Annotated in this window: 16 protein-coding genes and 1 tRNA gene; 7 read left to right on the forward strand and 10 right to left on the reverse strand. The window is 50.2% G+C overall.

Translation table 11 applies throughout. The features are described 5' to 3' along the window. Window positions 1–197: 197 nt before the first annotated feature. The 6 genes from clpA to yajC all read right to left on the reverse strand — a co-directional run bounded on the left by clpA (window position 198) and on the right by yajC (window position 7724). On the reverse strand, window positions 198–2453 hold the full coding sequence (gene clpA / locus OH31_RS02320) for an ATP-dependent Clp protease ATP-binding subunit ClpA (protein WP_019881390.1): 2256 nt from the start codon (window positions 2451–2453) through the stop codon (window positions 198–200). 328 nt (window positions 2454–2781) lie between these two features. Next, complete coding sequence (clpS, locus tag OH31_RS02325; RefSeq protein WP_019881392.1) at window positions 2782–3093, reverse strand: ATP-dependent Clp protease adapter ClpS; 312 nt, start codon at window positions 3091–3093, stop codon at window positions 2782–2784. 82 nt (window positions 3094–3175) lie between these two features. Next, on the reverse strand, window positions 3176–4447 hold the full coding sequence (locus OH31_RS02330) for an HlyC/CorC family transporter (protein ID WP_019881393.1): 1272 nt from the start codon (window positions 4445–4447) through the stop codon (window positions 3176–3178). Between the two features lie 98 nt (window positions 4448–4545). After that, entirely contained in the window at window positions 4546–5490 is a 945-nt protein-coding gene (secF, locus tag OH31_RS02335) for a protein translocase subunit SecF (RefSeq protein WP_019881394.1), read from the reverse strand. A gap of 44 nt (window positions 5491–5534) precedes the next feature. Further along, the gene (gene secD, locus OH31_RS02340; RefSeq protein ID WP_019881395.1) at window positions 5535–7364 is read right to left on the reverse strand and encodes a protein translocase subunit SecD; all 1830 of its coding nucleotides are present in this window, start codon (window positions 7362–7364) and stop codon (window positions 5535–5537) included. 45 nt (window positions 7365–7409) lie between these two features. Next, window positions 7410–7724: a preprotein translocase subunit YajC gene (gene yajC / locus OH31_RS02345; RefSeq protein WP_019881396.1), complete on the reverse strand. Its 315-nt coding sequence runs from the start codon at window positions 7722–7724 to the stop codon at window positions 7410–7412. A 231-nt stretch (window positions 7725–7955) separates the two neighbouring features. Here yajC and OH31_RS02350 point away from each other — a divergent pair, with 231 nt between their 5' ends. Then, complete coding sequence (locus tag OH31_RS02350) at window positions 7956–8561, forward strand: hypothetical protein (protein ID WP_242402174.1); 606 nt, start codon at window positions 7956–7958, stop codon at window positions 8559–8561. An 871-nt stretch (window positions 8562–9432) separates the two neighbouring features. Here OH31_RS02350 and OH31_RS02360 read toward each other — a convergent pair. Beyond that, window positions 9433–10623 (reverse strand): tRNA guanosine transglycosylase, encoded by a 1191-nt coding sequence (locus OH31_RS02360; RefSeq protein ID WP_024929465.1) that lies wholly within the window; start codon window positions 10621–10623, stop codon window positions 9433–9435. 157 nt (window positions 10624–10780) lie between these two features. On the opposite strand from OH31_RS02360, the gene pssA reads away from it, so the two are divergent. The 4 genes from pssA (at window position 10781) to OH31_RS02380 (ending at window position 14930) form a co-directional block, all read left to right on the forward strand. Then, entirely contained in the window at window positions 10781–11569 is a 789-nt protein-coding gene (gene pssA, locus OH31_RS02365) for a CDP-diacylglycerol--serine O-phosphatidyltransferase (RefSeq protein WP_019881400.1), read from the forward strand. Window positions 11570–11708: 139 nt separating this feature from the next. After that, window positions 11709–13241 (forward strand): 2-isopropylmalate synthase, encoded by a 1533-nt coding sequence (locus OH31_RS02370; RefSeq protein ID WP_024929466.1) that lies wholly within the window; start codon window positions 11709–11711, stop codon window positions 13239–13241. A gap of 91 nt (window positions 13242–13332) precedes the next feature. Next, the gene (gene yedA / locus OH31_RS02375; RefSeq protein WP_024929467.1) at window positions 13333–14226 is read left to right on the forward strand and encodes a drug/metabolite exporter YedA; all 894 of its coding nucleotides are present in this window, start codon (window positions 13333–13335) and stop codon (window positions 14224–14226) included. A 35-nt stretch (window positions 14227–14261) separates the two neighbouring features. Continuing rightward, window positions 14262–14930 carry an HAD family phosphatase gene (locus OH31_RS02380; protein ID WP_024929468.1) on the forward strand — a complete coding sequence of 223 codons (669 nt, stop codon included), beginning with the start codon at window positions 14262–14264 and terminating at the stop codon, window positions 14928–14930. 5 nt (window positions 14931–14935) lie between these two features. Here the strand turns inward: OH31_RS02380 and OH31_RS02385 are convergent, their stop codons facing one another. Beyond that, window positions 14936–16030: a porin gene (locus OH31_RS02385; RefSeq protein WP_024929469.1), complete on the reverse strand. Its 1095-nt coding sequence runs from the start codon at window positions 16028–16030 to the stop codon at window positions 14936–14938. 131 nt (window positions 16031–16161) lie between these two features. Beyond that, on the reverse strand, window positions 16162–16995 hold the full coding sequence (locus tag OH31_RS02390) for an inner membrane protein YpjD (protein ID WP_019881405.1): 834 nt from the start codon (window positions 16993–16995) through the stop codon (window positions 16162–16164). A gap of 141 nt (window positions 16996–17136) precedes the next feature. Here OH31_RS02390 and ffh point away from each other — a divergent pair, with 141 nt between their 5' ends. Together ffh and OH31_RS02400 are read left to right on the forward strand one after the other, a co-directional pair. After that, entirely contained in the window at window positions 17137–18498 is a 1362-nt protein-coding gene (gene ffh / locus OH31_RS02395; protein ID WP_019881406.1) for a signal recognition particle protein, read from the forward strand. Between the two features lie 138 nt (window positions 18499–18636). Further along, window positions 18637–18712, forward strand: a tRNA-Lys gene (locus tag OH31_RS02400). A gap of 98 nt (window positions 18713–18810) precedes the next feature. On the opposite strand, the gene OH31_RS02405 is transcribed toward OH31_RS02400, so the two are convergent. Then, window positions 18811–19860, reverse strand: a complete 1050-nt coding sequence (locus OH31_RS02405; protein ID WP_024929471.1) for a hypothetical protein — start codon at window positions 19858–19860, stop codon at window positions 18811–18813. Window positions 19861–19913 lie beyond the last annotated feature (53 nt).

Consider the following 19913-nt stretch of genomic DNA (forward strand, 5'->3'; position numbering starts at 1 on the left):
TCATATCTGTCAGGCAATACATTTACAGCAATAACTATACCAGCAATATGAAACACCTAACGTATTGATTTTATGTCATCCGTGACCTAAGTAGGCAGATCTGGTAGCGCGTTGGGGATTTTTTGCACCAAACTGGTGCGGGAGAGCCACGGTGACATTATAGTAGATGTCACCGTGGTGTCAAAGTTCCAGCCAGACTAGGCCGAAATGGTTTCTTCTTTAAAAATCAGTTTAATCTGATCGTTGTCATCAATGTCGATATGGACAAGACCACCGTCGTTCAGGCGACCGAACAGCAGCTCATCCGCTAGTGCCTTGCGTATCGTATCCTGGATCAGTCTTGCCATTGGGCGTGCACCCATCAACGGGTCGAAGCCTTTTTTACCCAGGTAGGCCTTGAGCTCGTCACTAAAGGTGACATCCACTTTCTTCTCATGCAATTGATCTTCCAGCTGCATCAGGAACTTGTCAACCACACGCAGAATGACATCCTGATTCAGTGCGCTGAATGATACCGTCGCATCCAGGCGGTTACGGAATTCAGGGCTGAAGAAACGCTTGAGGTCAGCCGCTTCATCGGTACTGTCTTTGCTGTTGGTAAAGCCTATGCTCGATTTAGACAGATTTTCCGCACCCGCATTGGTGGTCATGATAATCGTCACATTGCGGAAATCTGCTTTGCGGCCATTATTATCAGTCAAGGTGCCATGATCCATCACTTGCAGCAGGATATTGAAAATATCCGGATGCGCTTTCTCAATTTCGTCCAGCAACAGCACGCAATAAGGTTGCTTGGTCACGGCTTCGGTCAACAGGCCACCCTGGTCAAAGCCAACATAGCCCGGAGGCGCACCAATCAGGCGCGATACTGCGTGACGTTCCATATATTCCGACATGTCAAAACGCAGTAATTCAATGCCGAGCACATAAGCCAATTGCTTGGCCACCTCGGTTTTACCCACCCCGGTCGGGCCCGCAAACAGGAAGCTACCAATCGGTTTGCTACTGTTACCCAGGCCGCTACGCGCCATTTTGACGGCAGAAGACAGCACTTCAATCGCTTTGTCCTGGCCGAATACGACTGCTTTCAGGTCGCGCTCCAGTGTTTTCAGCGCATTGCGGTCATCGCTGGAAATGTTTTTGGGCGGAATACGCGCAATTTTGGCAATGATTTCTTCAATCTCTTTATTGCCAATAATTTTCTTCTGTTTGCTCTTTGGCAGAATACGCTGCGCAGCACCGGCTTCATCAATCACGTCAATTGCCTTATCTGGCAAATGGCGGTCGTTGATGTACTTGGCTGACAGCTCAGCTGCTACTGTTAAAGCACTGGCGCTGTATTTCACGCTATGGTGCTCTTCAAATTTGGTTTTCAGGCCTTTGAGAATCTCAATGGTTTCGGCCACGCTAGGTTCTTGTACGTCGATCTTCTGGAAGCGGCGTGACAAGGCATGGTCTTTTTCAAAGATGCCACGATATTCCTGATAAGTCGTCGCGCCTATGCATTTGAGTGAGCCATTGGATAACGCCGGTTTCAGCAGGTTGCTGGCATCCAGCGTGCCGCCACTAGCGGAACCCGCGCCAATGAGTGTATGGATTTCGTCAATAAACAGAATTGCATCAGGCTTCTCGGCCAGCTGTTTCATCACGGCTTTCAGGCGTTGTTCAAAGTCACCACGGTATTTAGTGCCAGCTAGCAGGGCGCCCATATCCAGTGAGTAAACCGTGGCATTTTCCAGCACTTCCGGAATGTCATTGCTGACGATACGCGACGCCAGGCCTTCTGCAATGGCGGTTTTGCCCACACCGGCTTCGCCTACCAGCAAAGGATTGTTTTTACGACGACGGCACAAGGTCTGGATCACACGTTCCAGTTCCTGGCTGCGACCAATCAATGGGTCGATTTTGCCGGCAATCACTTGCGCGTTCAGGTTGAGGGTAAAGCTTTCCAGTGCGCCGGTGCTGACGCTTTCGCCTTCAGTTTCCTGCTCAGTGCTGGATGCCTTGGGTTCATTTTCCTGGATTTTAGCCACGCCATGAGAAATGAAGTTAACCACATCCAGGCGGGTGACGCCTTGCTGATGCAGGAAAAATACGGCATGGGAATCTTTTTCACCATAGATCGCGACCAGCACATTGGCGCCGGTGACTTCTTTTTTGCCTGAGGATTGTACGTGCAGCATGGCACGCTGAATCACACGTTGAAAGCCCAGGGTAGGTTGGGTGTCAACTTCTTCAGTGCCGGCCACTGTCGGGGTGTGTTCTTCGATATATTGACTCAGTTCACTGCGCAGTGTGTCAAATTTGGCACCGCAAGCGCGCAGGACTTCTGCGGCGGTTGGGTTGTCCAACATAGCCAGTAACAGATGCTCAACCGTAATTAATTCGTGACGCTTTTGTCGCGCGTCCATAAACGCCATGTGCAGGCTAACTTCAAGTTCTTGAGCAATCATGATGACTTTCCTTAATACACTACACTACAAAAAACGCCTCATTCACAGACGTAACTTCATGCAATACCGGTAAAACCTGTCTGTTTATTGTTATCGTGCTTTTTTCCAAAAAATTCAATGTGTCGTCGCTGCTTTTTGCTCACTTTTATATGAGTCAAGCTCGCCAGAATCACCTCATTACCATGCTACCACTGTGCAATCTGACTTGAACCGCAAGTATGTCAGTGTATTTGCCCGATATTCTCAGGATGCTACGACTGGACATCACCGTGAGCCATCCGATTGGAACCGTTCCAATCTCGCATCTTTGGCATCTGGCTGTCGCGTTTCAAGCGGCTTCAATCACACATTGCAAAGGGTGTTGTGCTTCGCGGGCAGATTCCAAGACCTGATGCATTTTGGTTTCTGCAATATCCTGTGGGTAAACGCCACATACGCCCATGCCCTCTGTATGTACTTGGAGCATGATTTGTGTCGCTTGTTCACGAGACTTGTTAAAAAAACGTTCAATGACGGCGACGACAAACTCCATGGGGGTGTAGTCGTCGTTGAGCAACAACACCTTATATAACTCTGGAGGCTTGGGTTTGGCAACCTGGGATTCAAGAGCCAGATCACCTTCACGCTTGGGTCGTACCATAGTTTTGTATACCTGTCTTAGAACCTATTTTGCGCCTTGTATTGAAAAATTCAAGGGCCTGATGCAGGAGAAGTCCGGCTTTTTAAAGATAAATTTTGACGCGCTTGACGATACGGTCCTGTACGTCGAGGATTTCCAGCTTATGTTCACCGATTTTAAAGCTGGTGTCGGGTTCCGGAATGCCTTCAAAGTGCTCAAGAATTAAACCATTCAATGTGCGTGGACCGTCGGTAGGCAGGGAGAGTTTCAATTTGCGGTTGAGATCTCGCAGCAGGCTGCCGCCATCGACCAGCCAGCTGCCGTCTTCATGTTGATGGAAATGGCTGGCATGCTCGGGTGACTGGGTGGTGAATTCCCCCACCACTTCTTCCAGAATATCTTCCAGTGTCAGCAAACCCTTGAATTCACCGTATTCATCGACGACCAGCGCAATGCGTTCATGTCGCTTCTGAAACTGTTGCAATTGCGTGTAAAGCGGAGTGCCGGACGGAATATAGTAAGGCAGGCTCATGGCCGCCTGTAGCAGTGCTTTGGTTGGTGCTTTGCCGATGTGAAAATCACGCAGCAGAGGCAGCACCTTGCGCACATGCAAAATGCCGACGATATCTTCGTGGTCACCTTGCCTCACCGGCAGGCGCGAGTGATGGCTGCGCGCCAGTTGTTCCATAATCTGGTCTATCGTATGGTCGAGGTCAATAAATTCAACCATGGTATGCGCGGTCATCGCGTCGTCAACAATAATGTCTTCGAGGTCTAGCAGGTTCAGCAGAATGGTGCGGCTTTGCGAAGGAATATATTGCCCGGCATCGCTGACAATGCTGCGTAACTCCTCGGTGGTGACTGATTGCGCCTGCTCGTCAAAATTGACACGTACACCCAGCAATTTAAGGAAGGCTTTGACGAATAAGTTGACAAACCAGACCACAGGCGTGAACAGCCAGAGAATGGGGTACAGTAAATAGCTGCTGGCAAAACCAAGTTTTTCGGCATGGGCGGCGGCGATGACTTTAGGCGATATTTCACTGAAGACGAGGATGGCAAAGGTGATGGCCAACGAGCCAAACATCAGGACGTAATCGCCTTCGCCAAACAGGCGCTCTGAAATCACGACTTCCAAGGTGGAGGAGCCAACGATACAAAAGGTATTGCCTAATAGAATGGCGCCCAGTGTTTTATCGGTTTGTGCAATGAGGCGGCTGGCCAGTTTGGCACCGCGATGACCTTCTTTGGCGAGGTGCCGCATCCGGTAACGGTTGAGCGACATCAGGCTGGTTTCGGCGATGGAGAAAAAGGCTGTCAGTGACAGCAGTAGCAAGAGCAGACCAATCTGCCAGCTTAATGGGATGTTGTCCAAAAGAGTGGAGTTAAAAACAAGAAGCCACTAGTGTACCCACCAGTGGCTAAAAATCAAGCATCGTGACAGTTTATCGATGCCACTTAAAAGGCAATCACTTAAGGCGCAACGGCTGCCTCATCTTCTTTCGGTTTTTTCTCGGTGTCGCCAATCAGGTTGGCGCGGCTCACGCCCAGCCACATAGCAATCGGGCAGGCGACCAGTACTGACGAGTAAATACCAAACAAAATGCCGATGGTCAGTGCCAGTGAGAAGTTGTGCAAGGTTTCGCCACCAAAGAACAGCATGGAGCAGACCATGGTCTGCGTCATCATGTGGGTGATGATGGTGCGTGACATGGTGCGTGTAATCGCATTGTCGATGACCTGCACAGCGCTTGCTTTACGCATCTTTTTGAAGTTCTCACGCACGCGGTCAAACACCACCACGGATTCATTCACGGAGTAACCCAATACCGCGAGAATCGCCGCCAGTACCGTGAGGTTGAACTCCCATTGGAAGAAGGCAAAGAAGCCGAGGATAATAATGACGTCATGCATATTGGCGATAATCGCGGCCACCGCAAAGCGCCATTCAAAGCGCAATGCCAAGTAGCCCATGATACCCGCACACACCAGCAGCAAGGCCAGTGCGCCGTTTTCATACAGCTCTTCACCAACTTGTGAGCCTACTGATTCAACACGGCGAATTTCTGCCCCTGCATCTGCCGCTTTTAATGCGCTGGAGATTTTCTCGGACAATTGCGCAATCGACAGCTCTTTTTTCACCGGTAGGCGGATCAGTACATCCTGGCTAGAGCCAAAGTTTTGTACTGTGACATCTTTCAGGCCAACACCATCCATCACCTGGCGGATCTGCTCAATATTGGCCGCGGCCGGGTAGTGCACCTCCATGACCGTGCCGCCAGTAAAGTCGACGCCATAATTCAGGCCGCGATGCAGCAGGAAAAAGATCGCCAATATAAAGGTAATCAGCGAAATCGAGGTGGTCAGACGCCCGTAACTCATGAACGGGATATCTTTTTTAATTCTGAATAATTCCATAATCTATTCTCTTTTATGCGTTGTCAGCGGCGATGCGATGGCGATTAACCAATCGGCAGATGCTCGATCTTGCGGCGGTAGCCGTACAACAAATTGACCAGTGCACGGGAGACCAGCACGGCGCTAAACATGGAAGTCATAATGCCCAGCACGTGTACCACGGCAAAGCCTTTGATTGGGCCGGTACCAAACATAAATAAGGCCAAACCCGCAATCAGTGTAGTGACGTTGGAGTCCAGAATGGTATCGAATGCGCGGTCGTAACCCGCGTGGATACTGGCTTGTGGCGTGTTGCCGTTGCGCAGCTCTTCACGGATACGTTCGTTAATCAGCACGTTGGCATCAATGGCCATGCCCAGTGCCAGCGCAATCGCTGCCAGGCCTGGCAAGGTCAGTGTCGCTTGCAGCATGGAGAGAATTGCCACCAGCAACAACAGGTTGACGCCCAGTGCCATGACAGAAACACCACCAAAGACCATGTAGTAAACAATCATCATCACGGCAATCGCAGCAAAGCCCCACAACGTAGAATGCACGCCGCGTTTGATGTTTTCTTCACCCATGCTTGGGCCAACGGTACGTTCTTCGATGATTTCCATCGGTGCCGCCAGTGCACCCGCACGCAGCAGTAATGAAATATCGGTGGCTTCCTGGGCATTCGCCATGCCGGAAATCTGTACGCGACCGCCGCCAATTTCCTCGTTAATCACCGGTGCGGTGACCACTTCGGTGCTGCCTTTTTCAATCAGCAGAATCGCCATGCGTTTGCCGACGTTTTCACGGGTCACGTTTTTAAAGATGCCTGCACCACGGCCATCCAGGGTCACGTTGACCACGGAAGAACCATTCTGGCCGTTCACGCCAGGGCCTGCATCGGTAATACGGTCACCAGTCAGCACCACGCTTTTTTTCACCAGTACCGGGCGGCCTTCACGGTCAGAAAACAATTCGTCACCAAATGGCACCTGGCCAGCTTGTGCCTTTTGTAGCGTTGCCATGTCGGATTTTTCTTCATCCACCATGCGGATTTCCAGCGTTGCCGTACGGCCCAGAATCTCTTTGGCTTTGGCCGTGTCCTGAACACCTGGCAATTGCACCACAATACGGTCCACGCCTTGTTGTTGCACGATAGGCTCAGCCACGCCCAATTCGTTAATCCGGTTATGCAGGGTTTGCAAGTTTTGCTTGAGCGCAAATTCCTGGATGCGTTTTTGTGCTACCGCGCTCATGCTGGCCGTGACGCTAAAGTCTTTATCGCTGCCTGCAATTTTGTAGGTCAGGTCAGAAAAGTCTTTGGCTAACAGATTGCGTGCTTTGGTTGCTTCCGCTTCTGATTCAAATTTAATCACCACCACCTGGCCTTGACGCTCAATGCCGTAGTAATTGATTTTTTCCTTGCGCAAAGACATGCGGAAGTCGCCAACCGTACTTTCTGCAGCTTTATCCAGCGCCGCTTTCATGTCCACTTGCAGCAGAAAGTGCACACCACCACGCAAGTCCAGGCCCAAATACATCGGCTTGGCACCTATGCTTTGCAGCCAGTTTGGTGTTTGTGGTACCAGGTTCAGCGCCACGGTGTAGTCTTTACCCAGGTTGCCAACCAGTTTGTCTTTAGCCAGCAATTGCGTATCCGTATTGGCAAAGCGCACCTTCACGCCGCTGGCATCCATAAACAAACCGTCAAACGGGATGTTGGCCAGTTTCAGCGTGTCTTCCACTCTCTGTAGCAGGCTCTCATCTACTTTGAGTGAGGTTTTGGCCGGGCTGATTTGCACCGCTGGCGATTCACCAAAAAAGTTGGGGATCGTGTACAGCAGGCCAATGATAAACACTGTGCCGATCAGCACGAATTTCCATATCGGATAACGGTTCATAACAAACTCTAGTTCAGAATGAAAGACAAGCGCGTCTTGTGTGGGTTAAATGGACTTCAATGTGCCCGCTGGCAACAGGGTTTGCACCGTGTGTTTTTGCACATTGACCACTGTATTGGCAGCAATTTCAATGCTGACAAAGTTTTCGCTCACTTTAGTCACTTTGCCAACGATACCACCGGTGGTCGCCACTTCATCACCAGCCTTCAGGGTTTCCAGCATGGATTTATGCTGTTTTGCCTGTTTGATCTGCGGACGGATCAACATAAAGTAAAACAATACAAAAATCACCACCATAGGCAAAAAGCTCATGATGTCGGTGGCTGGGGCGCCAGCTGCGTAGGCGTTGCTGATAAACATATCTATTCCTAAGTCATACTGAAAATAACGCATGATTCTATCATAGAGCCTTGTTAATCTGTCATCAGCGATCTGTATGACTGCGCAATAACGCTTGACTGTGAATTGTAAAAGTATTTTAATGATTGGTCGCCATTGTCATTGGCGATAAAAGCAGTTCACGACTATTTTTTAAAATTGGAGGAGCGTATGCAACATTATATAAAGTGTTTGGCAGCAGTTTCTTTGGCGATGTCTTGTCAATTGGCGCAAGCAGGGGTGATTGTGCAGCCAGCGACAGTGAGTGCGTCAACATCTGATTTTGGTGGCTCGTATGCACTGGTGAATCAGATCAACCAGTCGGGCTTATCTGCAGGCTATATTGCAGGTGTGACAGACTTTGACAGCTTTGTCGCCGGTACGACGCACGATGGCCTGTCCGCGTTGAATTCAGGTTTCAGTGTAGGCCCTTTTGGCAGCTTTAGTTATGACCTGGGGGCTTTGTACAATATCGATGCCATCGGGTTATGGGCGACCGCCAATACTGGCTCGGTATTGCAATTTAATTTATATGCCGATAATGACAATGACTTTAGCAATGGCAATAGCGGTTTACTGGGTGGCTTTACTGCGGTAGGTTCGAATTACACGGCGGCAGACCCTGGTCAGGCATTTACTTTCGGTGACGTTTCTACCCGTTACGTACACATGGAAATCCTGACCACTGATGGTGGTCCACAGCCTGGTTTAGGTGAAGTGATTTTCCGTACGGCGACCATGGTGCCTGAACCTGAACCAATGGCCTTGTTTGCGGTTGGTCTGGTGCCGCTTTGGTTGCGTCTGCGCAAAAAAGCCTGATTTGCAATTTGGTTAGTGATGTCAGTCAACGTTTAAAAGCCAGCACCTGTTTGCGTGCTGGCTTTTTTATCGTGTGTTGATGCTGAGGTGGAGTGATTGCAATAAAAGGTTGTTCTTTGGTTTGACGGTTGCTTTTCGCCTTTTCGGCGAGTGACTTTTCTTTGCTTGCCTAAAGCGAAGGGCATCTTAATAAAAGGTTGCTTGTGTTGTTTGATGCGCGATCCGTTTCGCCTCTCGGCGACCATTCTTTCTTATGCTTGTCCATAAGAAAGAAGGCAAAGAACAAGACCCCCCAGCTTCCGCTTATTTCCTGTGCTACTCGGCTTGCCGGGCGTCCATCGAAACTCGCCCTGACAAGCCACACAGAACGTGGCTTGTTGCGGAACTCGGACAGCCGATGGCCGAAGACTCCCGTCAACCCTGCGTTGCTCGGCGCGGCAGATGGGGACCCCGAACACCCGCGAGCGCCATCGTTTAGCAGGGTTAACAAAAGAATCTGATTTTTGAACCGTCCGCATTTATGCAATGCGAATTTGGCGAGATAAATCCCATCCCATCACGCTGAGTAGCGGAGACAAAATAAGGAAGAAGGGAGCGACTGTCCGAATCCCGCAGCAGCTCACGGGGTTTGTGAGCTGCCAGGTTGAGTTTCGTGACCGGCTTATTTTGTTGAGCAACGCAAGGAAGCCGCAGGCCGTGATGGCTGGGTGCCCTCCTCTTTGGTTACTTTCTGAGGGGCAAGCATCAGAAAGTGACTCGCCGAGAGAGGCGAAAGAAAACACTAAATTAATCCACTAACGCTAAAGTCACAAACAGCTGTTGACTCAATATTTGATCAAGGCTGGATTCACAGGCATGGACCGCGAAGAGCTTAACGCTTCTCCGCTCGCTTCCGAGCAAACTCAGCCTTGAAAGCCTCAAAACGATTCTCTTCAATTGCTGCCCGCATGCCTTGCATTAACATTTGGTAATAATGCAGATTATGAATGGTATTTAATCGCGCGCCCAGAATCTCACCTATGCGGTATAAATGGTGCAGATAAGCGCGGCTGAAGTTCTGGCAGGTATAGCATTCACAGTCGGCATCCAGCGGACGCGTATCTGTTTTATAACTGGCATTCTTGATTTTGACATCGCCATATTGTGTGAACAACCAGCCATTGCGCGCGTTGCGCGTAGGCATCACGCAGTCAAACATATCAATGCCGTAGCTGACAGCATCAACCAGATCTTCCGGTGTACCAACGCCCATTAAATAGCGTGGTTTGTCTTTGGGCATTTGCGGCGCGGTGTGCGCCAGGATACGCAGCATATCTTCTTTAGGTTCACCAACCGACAGGCCGCCGATGGCGTAGCCGTCAAAACCGATGGCTTCCAGGCCTTGCCGCGAAATATCACGCAGGTCTTCGTACATGCCGCCCTGGATAATGCCAAACAAAGCATTGCCGTTGGTAGGTGTATTGTCTGAACGTAATTGCGCCACTTCTTCAGGGCCGCCGAGCATGGTGAGGGTGTGTGCTATGGTTTGCGTTTGGTAGACATTAAAAGCATCACGGCTGCGTTGCGCCCAGCGCTGGCTGAGTTCCATCGATTTGCGTGCCTGGTCATGGCTGGCCGGGTAGGGTGTACATTCGTCAAAAATCATGACGATGTCACTGTTGAGCACGCGCTGGATGCGCATGGATTCTTCAGGGGTGAGGAAACAGCTATCACCATTAATAGGGGATTTGAATTTAACGCCTGCTTCGCTGATTTTACGCAAGTCACCCAGGCTCCACACCTGAAAACCACCAGAGTCCGTCAGGAGTGGCTTATCCCAGCCCATGAACTTGTGCAGTCCTTCATGCGCGGCAATGACTTCCAGGCCCGGACGTAGCCATAAGTGAAAAGTGTTACCGAGCACAATGTGTGCCTGAATCTCGTTGAGTTCTTGCGGCGACATGGCTTTAACCGTGCCGTATGTGCCGACTGGCATAAATGCCGGGGTTTGTACCTCGCCATGTGGCAGGCTAACGGTGCCGCGTCTGGCAAGACCGTCGGTATTGTGTAAGGAAAACTGCATGAAAGGGCAATAACTGGCTGAAATAAACGCCTATTTTACCACAGCTGTGTGACCAGCTTCTGACGCCGCGCGGGCGCCTGCAATCGCCGGATGCGCTTGCATTTTTTGTGATTGCCCGCAACAATGCTGCTATTCCGCAATTCTGAAAAAGTCCTTTATGGTTGACCCACAAAACCGCCTGTCACGTCGCGAGCAGCACACCAGTCTGCGCCAGCGTGGCATTTACCTGCTGCCTAACTTGTTTACGTCTGCCTCACTGTTTGGTGGTTTTTACGCCATTGTGCAGGCGATGAACCTGCATTTTGAGCAGTCAGCGATTGCGATTTTTATTGCCATGGTGATGGATGGCCTGGATGGTCGTGTTGCGCGCATGACGAACACGCAGAGTGCGTTTGGGGCTGAGTATGACAGCCTGGCCGATATGGTGTCGTTTGGCGTGGCGCCTGCGCTGATTATGTATGTGTGGGCCTTGCAGCCCATGAACAAACTGGGCTGGATTGCCGCATTTATCTACTGTGCCTGTGCTGCCTTGCGTCTGGCACGCTTTAATACCAAGCTGGACGACCCGTTTCAGGACAAGCGCTACTTTCAGGGTTTGCCTAGTCCAGCTGCGGCAGCGCTCATTGCCGGATTTGTCTGGGTGTCTTATGAATACAATATCGATGGCCGTGAAATTTTCTTTGGCGCCTTGCAAGTGAAGTGGATCGCCTGGTTCCTGACCGTATTTGCTGCTGGTTCCATGGTGTCTGACCTCAAGTTTTATAGCGGTAAAGATATTAACCTCAGACACTCCGTACCGTTTGTCGCTATTCTGGCGGTGGTGCTGGCCTTTGTGCTGATTTCATACAGTCCGCCAGAAGTGTTATTTAGCGTGGTGTTTGTGTACGCGTTGTCTGGATATTACATGTGGGCGCGTGAACGGTTGGAAGCAAAGAACGCTGCTTAAGTGATTGTTAGGTTGATAAAAACGCGCTGTTTCTGGCGCGTTTTTTTATGGACGAGTCGCCAGGCGGTTATGCCTCGCAGTATGATGGTCATTTGTAGGACAAGCGAGTAAAATTCGCTTGTTAGGTTTAGGAAAACTCATGGAACACATTATTATTTTTGATACCACGTTGCGTGATGGCGAGCAAAGCCCGGGCGCGGCGATGACCAAAGAAGAAAAAATCCGCATTGCGCGCCAGTTGGAAAAGCTGGGCGTAGATGTGATCGAAGCCGGTTTTGCTGCAGCCAGTCCAGGCGATTTTGATGCGATTTCAGAAATCGCCAAAGTCATCAAAAACTCTACGGTGTGTTCATTGGCGCGTGCCAGTGAAAATGACGTGCGCCGTGCTGGTGAGGCCATCAAGCATGCGGCTAAGGGCCGTATCCATACCTTTATTGCCACCAGCAAGATTCATATGGAAAACAAGCTGCGCATGAGCGAAGACCAGGTAGTCGAGCGCGCGGTGCAAGCGGTGAAATGGGCACGCGAATATACCGAAGACGTAGAGTTTTCAGCCGAAGATGCCGTGCGTTCCGAGATCGATTTTCTGGTACGTGTGTTTGAAGCAGTGATTGAGGCTGGTGCCAAAACCATCAATGTGCCGGATACCGTGGGTTATAGCATCCCGGAAGTGTGGGGCGAGCGTTTTGCCATTTTGCTCAAGCGCGTTAAGGGCGCCGACAAAGTCGTGTGGTCTACGCACTGCCATAACGACTTGGGTATGGCAGTGGCCAACTCGCTATCAGCGGTAATGAATGGCGCACGTCAGGTCGAGTGCACCATCAATGGCCTGGGTGAGCGCGCGGGTAATGCCAGCCTGGAAGAAATTGTCATGGCGATTAAAACCCGCAGCGATATTTTCAACCTGAGTACGCGTATTGATACCACGCAAATTGTGCCGTCTTCCAAGCTGGTGTCTACCATTACTGGCTACCCGGTGCAGCCGAACAAGGCCATTGTCGGTGCCAATGCGTTTGCGCATGAGTCCGGCATTCATCAGGATGGCGTGCTCAAGCACCGTGAAACGTATGAAATTATGCGTGCCGAAGACGTGGGTTGGGGCGCCAATAAACTCACGCTGGGCAAATTGTCTGGCCGCAATGCTTTCCGTACCCGTTTGAAAGAGCTGGGCATTGAACTGGAAAGTGAAGATGCCTTGAACGCTGCTTTTGCGCGTTTTAAAGAGCTGGCGGATAAGAAGTCTGAAATCTTTGATGAAGACTTGCATGCGCTGGTGAGTGACGAGGTGGTGCAAGATACGCGCGAGATGTTCAAATTGTCTTACCTGCAAGTGGCGTCGCAAACTGGCGAGATTCCACATGCGATCCTGACGTTGAGTGTCGATGGGGTAGAGCAGCGCACAGAAGCCGATGGCGGTGGCCCGGTAGATGCGACCTTTAAAGCGATTGAAAATGTGGCGCAAAGTGACTCTGAGCTGTTGCTGTATTCGGTGAATAACATCACCAGCGGCACGGATGCACAGGGCGAGGTGACGGTGCGTTTGTCCAAAGGTGGCCGCATCGTTAATGGTCAGGGCGCGGATACCGATATTGTGGTCGCTTCAGCCAAAGCCTATTTGAACGGCTTGAACAAGCTGTATGCCAAAGCAGAAAAATTGAACCCGCAGGTGTAAGCAGGCTCTGAGTTAACGCTTGCTGCTGATGGGTGGCAAGCGTTTTCTTTTTGTATTTAATATTCGTGGATGAAAGGTTGGGCAAGTCACAATGACGCAGAGAAATCATTGGTTGCTGGTGATCATTGCGCTGACCTGTACCTACTTTATCTGGGGTTCTACTTATCTCGCAATCAAGTATGCGATTGAGAGCTTTCCACCGTTTGCGATGGTGGGCATACGCTTTACGATTGCCGGGTCTTTGCTTTATATCATCTTGCGTGGTTTTGGCCATGCGGCGCCCACGCGCATACAATGGCGTGGTGCGGCCTGGGTGGGGCTGCTATTACCGGTGCTGGGTAATGGTACGGTGTCACATGTGCAATTGCATGTCTCATCCAGTGTTGCCGCCTTGGCCATTGCCACTGCACCAATCTGGATGGCGATTTTCTCTAGCGCGTGGGGACACAAAATCAGCCGCCGCGAGTGGTTGGGGATTGGCATTGGCCTGGGCGGTATTTTATTGCTGAATACGCGTGGTAGCCTGCAAGGGGATTGGCTCAGTGCTGGCCTGTTGATGTTTGCTGCCGCTTCGTGGTCGCTGGGCTCGGTATGGAGCAAGCATATGGCCATGCCGCAAGGCCTGATGGGCGCGGCCAGCCAGATGTTGTGCGGCGGCCTGATTGCCTTGCTATTTAGCCTGGTATTTGGCGAGCAATGGCCGGCACAAGTCACGCCACGGTCATGGGCAGCGATTGCTTTCCTGATCGTGCTTGGCTCCATGGTGGCGTTTTCTGCTTATCACTGGTTGCTGCATCATGTGAGGCCTATGGTCGCCAGCAGCAATACCTTTGTTAATCCGATTGTGGCCTTTGTGGTCGGCGTCTGGTTTGCCGATGAGCAGATTCACCTGATGGAGTATATTGCGCTGGCCGTGATTCTGGTCGGCGTGTTTCTGGTGCTAACTGCGACCAAAGAAGCGGTGCCCGACGAACAAATCGTTTAATCATCATTGTTTAATTATCTAAAGAAACTGATTGTATGAAGCAAAACCTGGCGTTATTTGATTTGGACAATACCCTGCTGGCGGGGGATAGTGACTATAACTGGAGCGTATTCCTGATCAGCGAAGGCCTGCTGGATGCCGAGCAACACAAGGCGCGCAACGAGCAGTTTTACGAAGACTATAAAAACGGTAACCTGGATATTTATGCTTTCCTCAAGTTCCAGTTGCAACCGCTGTCGCAGCATCCCAAAGCGTTTCTGGACGAATTGCACACAAAGTACATGGGCACCGTAATTCGCCCAATGATGACGCAGAAAGCGCAAGACCTGGTCAATCAGCATAAAGCCAATGGCGATTTGTGCATGGTGATTACGGCCACCAATAGCTTCGTCACCAAGCCGATTGCCACTGCCTATGGCATTGAGAACCTGATAGGCACCGACCCGGAAATGGTTGACGGCCAATTTACTGGTGGCGTCAGTGGCACGCCCAGCTTCCAGCAAGGCAAGGTAACGCGTCTTAATGACTGGCTGGCGGTGCGCGGCCAAACCCTGGCAGATTTTGAAACCAGTTATTTTTATAGCGATTCACATAACGACCTGCCATTGATGAAACTGGTGACCAATCCAGTCGCCGTGGATGCTGACCCGACATTGACTGCGTATGCCGGCGAGCACGGTTGGCCATTGATCAGCCTGCGTTAATTTTTCTAAAAGCTGATGGTTAATGCGGTCACTGCCATCAAGTTATTGTCCACCAGCCGTGAGCCATTTTTATCAAAGATGGCGTCGCGGCTATTGAACTGGCGTAATTCGTTGCGCCACACCATGCGCGGGTTCAGGCGGTAATCCATATTCACTGAATAGCCGGTGGTCTGAAAACCGTTGCTGGTGCCTGTGCTGATAATCACGCCATGCTTGTCCCTGTAGTGTTCCAGCCGCGCCGCAAATTGCAGCCGGTCTGAGTAGGTATAGCGCAACACCATATTCGGGCTGACCCAGACGTTGTAACGATCACTGCCGGGCGCAGCCTGTTCGGCACCGATATCCAATGCTGTGATCAATCCCCATTGCTCATTCAGCTGCCATTGCACATAAAAATCATGAAAATAGCGCATCTGGCGCTGTGCGTCTGATTTGTCGTTGCCGATAAATGAGCTGCTGTTAATGGTGAGTTTATCGCTGGGCTTATAGGTGAGCTGGTGGCCGATGGCTGGCGTCGTGTTGCCATCAGGGCGGTGTATGCGCTGCCAACCGGTGAGCAACAGGCCACTGACCAGCCACTTGCCATCTTCTGTGGTGTAGCTCAGTTTCGCGCCTGTTTCAAAATAGGGCGAGTTATCTGCCATCAGGCTGCGCGTCAGCGTCCAGTTATCCATGCCGATTACACTCTCAAAACCAATATGCGATGGCATGACGCCGATATCCAGCCATAGATCGTGCTCACTGGAAAGTTTAAGGCCAAGGTTAGCTTCATAAATATTGCGCAAGCCATGCGGCTCGGCGGCATAGTTGGCGCGCATATAGGTGCCGCTGCCCAGTGCCAGATTGCCGCGTACGCGTTCAGTCGTCAGTGCGGCTTTCAGCATGGCCAGGTTGATGCTGGGGCTGTCGGTGACATTGTGGCTGTAGACGAATCCCGGCCGCCTGTTATTGGCCGGGTCGTTAAAGTCGTGGATCAGGTAGCTTTCAAGGTAGGCACTAAGCTGTACCGGGCTATGGCTGGCAGGGGTTTGTACGTCGTCTGCCTGAGCCGTCAACGCTAGAAAAAATAAAGGCGTAATCGATAAGAAAGAGGGCTTCATGCTGAGCATCCAAACAACAGGTGCCAGCAGAATAAAGGGCCACACCTATCAATCACATAAACATAGCGCAATGTGTTGTCTGTGATTGTGCCGGACAGAAAAGGGAAAGCAGGCTAATTCGACGGGTGCTGTTAACGACCCAGCACCACGTGCAGCACAAAGCGGCTGCCGATATAGGCCAGCAGTAATAAAGCAAAGCCCAGCAGTGTCCAGCGTGTCGCCACTTTGCCGCGCCATCCGTATTTAAAGCGGCCAAACAATAGCCAGGCATAAATCAGCCACGAGGCAATGGAGAAAATAGTTTTGTGATTAAACTGCAAGGGTTTGCCAAAAATCTCTTCACTAAACAGCATGCCGCTAATCAGCGTGATGGTCAGCAGCACAAAGCCAACATGCAATACTTTAAATAGCAGGGCATCCAGCACCATCAGTGGCGGAAAGTCAGGCAAGGCCAGCCAGCTGTTTTTCTGGTGCAGGGCACGCTCGGCCATGCGCATGAGGCAGGCATGCAAGGCGGCAAAGGTAAACAGGCTATAGGCCACGATAGCAATCAGGATATGCAGGTTAAACAGGGTGAACCCATGCGTATCCACATAATAGTCTTTTACTGCAAAGCCGGGCATCAGCACAAACAGGGCGGCAGGGGGCAACACAAAGGCTTGCAGGCTACGCAGTGAGTGTTTTAAATCTGCCAGCCAGTAAATCAGCACGGTCAGCCATAGAATGGCAGAGAGCGCGTAGTAAACGCCAAGGTTCAGCGAGCCAATGGCAAAAATGTCGCGGTACAGCAGCCCGCCATGCATGGCCAGGCCCAGCGCCACCATCGCGCTGTGTAGCTGAAATGGAAAGGCTTTTTCATCGACTGGTTTGCCCTGTGTGGCAATACGCCAGTAATCCAGCGCCACCGCCATATAGACAAACGCGACAATCAGGTAAGGAAGCAGGTGTTGAGTCATGCCTGGCATTATGGCAAAAGTCGCTGCATTCGACCAGCGCGGTAACAGTGGTGCGCGCGATGTTTAGCATTAGTTTATTTTAGGGTTGGGCTGGCATGAGGTAAAATTCAGGTCATCGAATATTCACTTGTTGTGAAAGAAAGGCATTCCATGCTGGAAAACCTGACCGGCCGCTTGCAGGGCGTGATTAAAAACCTGCGCGGCCAAGCACGTTTGACCGAAGAAAATATTGCCGATGCTATGCGCGAAGTACGCATGGCCTTGCTTGAAGCTGATGTAGCGTTGCCGGTAGTGAAAGACTTCATTACCCGCGTCAAAGAGCGTGCCAATGGCCGCGATGTCTTGCAAAGCCTGACTCCGGGCCAGGCGGTGATTGAGGTGGTCAACCAGGAGCTGACCGCGCTCATGGGACAAGCCAACGAAGGCCTCAATCTGGCAGCGGTGCCACCGGTAGTGATTTTAATGGCAGGTTTGCAAGGGGCTGGTAAAACCACCACCTCCGGCAAACTGGCCAAACTGCTGAAAGAACAAAAGAAAAAAGTATTGCTGGCCAGTGCCGACGTCTATCGTCCAGCGGCGATCACGCAGTTGCAAGCCTTGGCCAAACAGCTGGAGATAGACTGCTTTGACAGCAACCCACAGCAAAAGCCGCTCGATATTGCTGCGCAGGTCATGGATCAGGCCAGAAAGAGTTACTACGATGTAGTGATCTTTGATACGGCGGGCCGTTTGGCGATTGATGAAGCCATGATGGCCGAAATCAAGGACCTGCATGCTTACCTCAAGCCGACTGAAACCCTGTTCGTAGTTGACGCCATGCAGGGCCAGGATGCCGTCAACACCGCCAAAGCCTTTGGCGAGACCTTGCCACTCACTGGTGTGATTGTCACCAAGCTGGACGGTGATGCGCGCGGTGGTGCTGCACTCTCCGTACGCCACGTCACTGGCAAGCCAATCAAGTTTATCGGTGTCAGCGAAAAAGTCGATGGTCTGGAGCCTTTCCATCCCGACCGCATGGCTGGCCGTATTCTCGGCATGGGCGATGTATTAAGCCTGATTGAAGAAGCGCATAAAAAGGTCGACATGGCCGAAGCGCAAAAAGTCGCCGACAAGATTAAGTCTGGCGCCAAGTTCGACCTCGAAGACTTTAAAGCGCAAATGATGCAAATGCAAAAAATGGGCGGCATGGCTTCACTCATGGACAAAATGCCCTCGCAAATTTCCGGCATGGCACAAAAGATCAATACCGACGACGTAGATAAATCGCTGCGCCGCCTTGAAGGCATTATTAATAGCATGACGCCAGAAGAGCGCCGAAAACCCGAGTTGATCAAAGCTACGCGTAAGAAACGCATTGCGGCCGGTAGCGGCGTGCAAGTGCAAGAAGTGAACCGCCTGCTCAACCAGTTTGAAGAAACTCAAAAGATGATGAAAATGTTCAGCAAAGGCGGCATGGCAAAAATGATGCGCGGGATGGGCAGCATGATGGGGGGTAAATTCCCCGGAATGTAAAGCGAAAAAACGGGATGAATGAAAAAATAAACTTTTTATACAAAAAAAGCGAAAACAGCATTGACCAAATTTAATTCATCCCCCATAATCGCGTTCTTTCAAATTTGACGCAAAACAAGCGGCAGACAAGAAACAGATGGGGTGTTAGCTCAGCTGGTAGAGCAGCGGACTTTTAATCCGTTTGTCGTGGGTTCGATCCCCGCACACCCTACCAAAATACAAAAGACGGCTCGCAGAAATGTGAGCCGTTTTTCTTTTCTCAATGCCGAACGGGGACGCGGAAGTCAGTTTTTCAGCAATTCGACTTTATTCTCACATATGTTGTCTTTCATAAAGCACTGTCACTGTTCTTGTTCTCCAACAATCTAAATAAATCTTGCTGAGAAATTTAGGTGTTTTCTGGATTGTTCTCCACTCATCCATAAGCATAGGAAGGTGCATTGATTCAGCGGATGTTATCCAACCATCCATATCCTTCATTCCAACCGAAATCAGCAGTTCGTGATCCTTATTTTTTTCTTTATCTTTAGCATCAATAGTTGCTTGAAGTCGTTTGAAATAATCGGCCTTTCTGTAAGATTTCAATGAATGGGAAATTTCAAAGCCAGTTATTCTTCCAAGATCCGTCTTAATAGGAATATATCCTACATTAGTAACTCGCCAGCCAATAAAACCATTTCCAATGGTGCCTTGTTCTTGAATGGGGTAAGGTGGTGGTGTTGCTTTCAAAATTTCACCATTAACAACATCATCAAATAATGGCCCAGGTTCTCCAAAAGGCTTCGAGGCCAAATTATTTAGATTAGAAATCAACTCCTCAAACTCTTCCGGTTTTAGGTTGCGAGGTCGATTTTTATCATAATCTCCGAACCACAATTCAACTTCAATGCCTTGAATATCAGCTATATCACCATTTAAGTATCTATCAAGAATTTTGTTTTGAATGTCATCAAAGAATTTCACCTCTTGTCGTAGATCTTGGAAGATAAACATAGTTAGTTCAATACCAATTGTCTTACCATTTCGTTCAATCCAGAAGTCTGGGGGATCATTATTTTCAGGACCTAAAATGCGAAAATCGTAATCTGGTAATTCACTGCTGACGATGTTCTTAAAGTGATTGATATGATCTGATTCCATGTCACGCTTATCAAAATATGCCTTTTGTTTGATTGAAGTGTTATGAATACTTGAACCAATATCAGGAAACCCATTTTCATCAGTAGTTAAAATAGTGGGGCCAAAAAACATAGGAAGTCTCTCAGTTCTTTGACCTATTTGACTGAGTAACTTTTCCTTGTTTCTTTTGATAGCACTTCTTTTGCGATTTTCAAATGGTCCTTTTCTGCGCGCCTCGCCCATGATTGTTAATACTCCGTAAACTAGTTCTTAATAAGAAGACACGAAGCCTAAGG

The organism is Methylophilus sp. OH31 (genome assembly GCF_000576615.1).
In the GTDB taxonomy this organism is placed as follows: domain Bacteria; phylum Pseudomonadota; class Gammaproteobacteria; order Burkholderiales; family Methylophilaceae; genus Methylophilus.

Coding starts and splice junctions, on each gene's coding strand:
- clpA (WP_019881390.1), bottom strand. CDS start 2,453: ATGATTGCTCAAGAACTTGAAGTTAGCCTGCACATGGCGTTTATGGAC.
- clpS (WP_019881392.1), bottom strand. CDS start 3,093: ATGGTACGACCCAAGCGTGAAGGTGATCTGGCTCTTGAATCCCAGGTT.
- secF (WP_019881394.1), bottom strand. CDS start 5,490: ATGGAATTATTCAGAATTAAAAAAGATATCCCGTTCATGAGTTACGGG.
- secD (WP_019881395.1), bottom strand. CDS start 7,364: ATGAACCGTTATCCGATATGGAAATTCGTGCTGATCGGCACAGTGTTT.
- yajC (WP_019881396.1), bottom strand. CDS start 7,724: ATGTTTATCAGCAACGCCTACGCAGCTGGCGCCCCAGCCACCGACATC.
- OH31_RS02350 (WP_242402174.1), top strand. CDS start 7,956: ATGTCTTGTCAATTGGCGCAAGCAGGGGTGATTGTGCAGCCAGCGACA.
- OH31_RS02360 (WP_024929465.1), bottom strand. CDS start 10,623: ATGCAGTTTTCCTTACACAATACCGACGGTCTTGCCAGACGCGGCACC.
- pssA (WP_019881400.1), top strand. CDS start 10,781: ATGGTTGACCCACAAAACCGCCTGTCACGTCGCGAGCAGCACACCAGT.
- OH31_RS02370 (WP_024929466.1), top strand. CDS start 11,709: ATGGAACACATTATTATTTTTGATACCACGTTGCGTGATGGCGAGCAA.
- yedA (WP_024929467.1), top strand. CDS start 13,333: ATGACGCAGAGAAATCATTGGTTGCTGGTGATCATTGCGCTGACCTGT.
- OH31_RS02380 (WP_024929468.1), top strand. CDS start 14,262: ATGAAGCAAAACCTGGCGTTATTTGATTTGGACAATACCCTGCTGGCG.
- OH31_RS02385 (WP_024929469.1), bottom strand. CDS start 16,030: ATGAAGCCCTCTTTCTTATCGATTACGCCTTTATTTTTTCTAGCGTTG.
- OH31_RS02390 (WP_019881405.1), bottom strand. CDS start 16,995: ATGCCAGGCATGACTCAACACCTGCTTCCTTACCTGATTGTCGCGTTT.
- ffh (WP_019881406.1), top strand. CDS start 17,137: ATGCTGGAAAACCTGACCGGCCGCTTGCAGGGCGTGATTAAAAACCTG.
- OH31_RS02405 (WP_024929471.1), bottom strand. CDS start 19,860: ATGGGCGAGGCGCGCAGAAAAGGACCATTTGAAAATCGCAAAAGAAGT.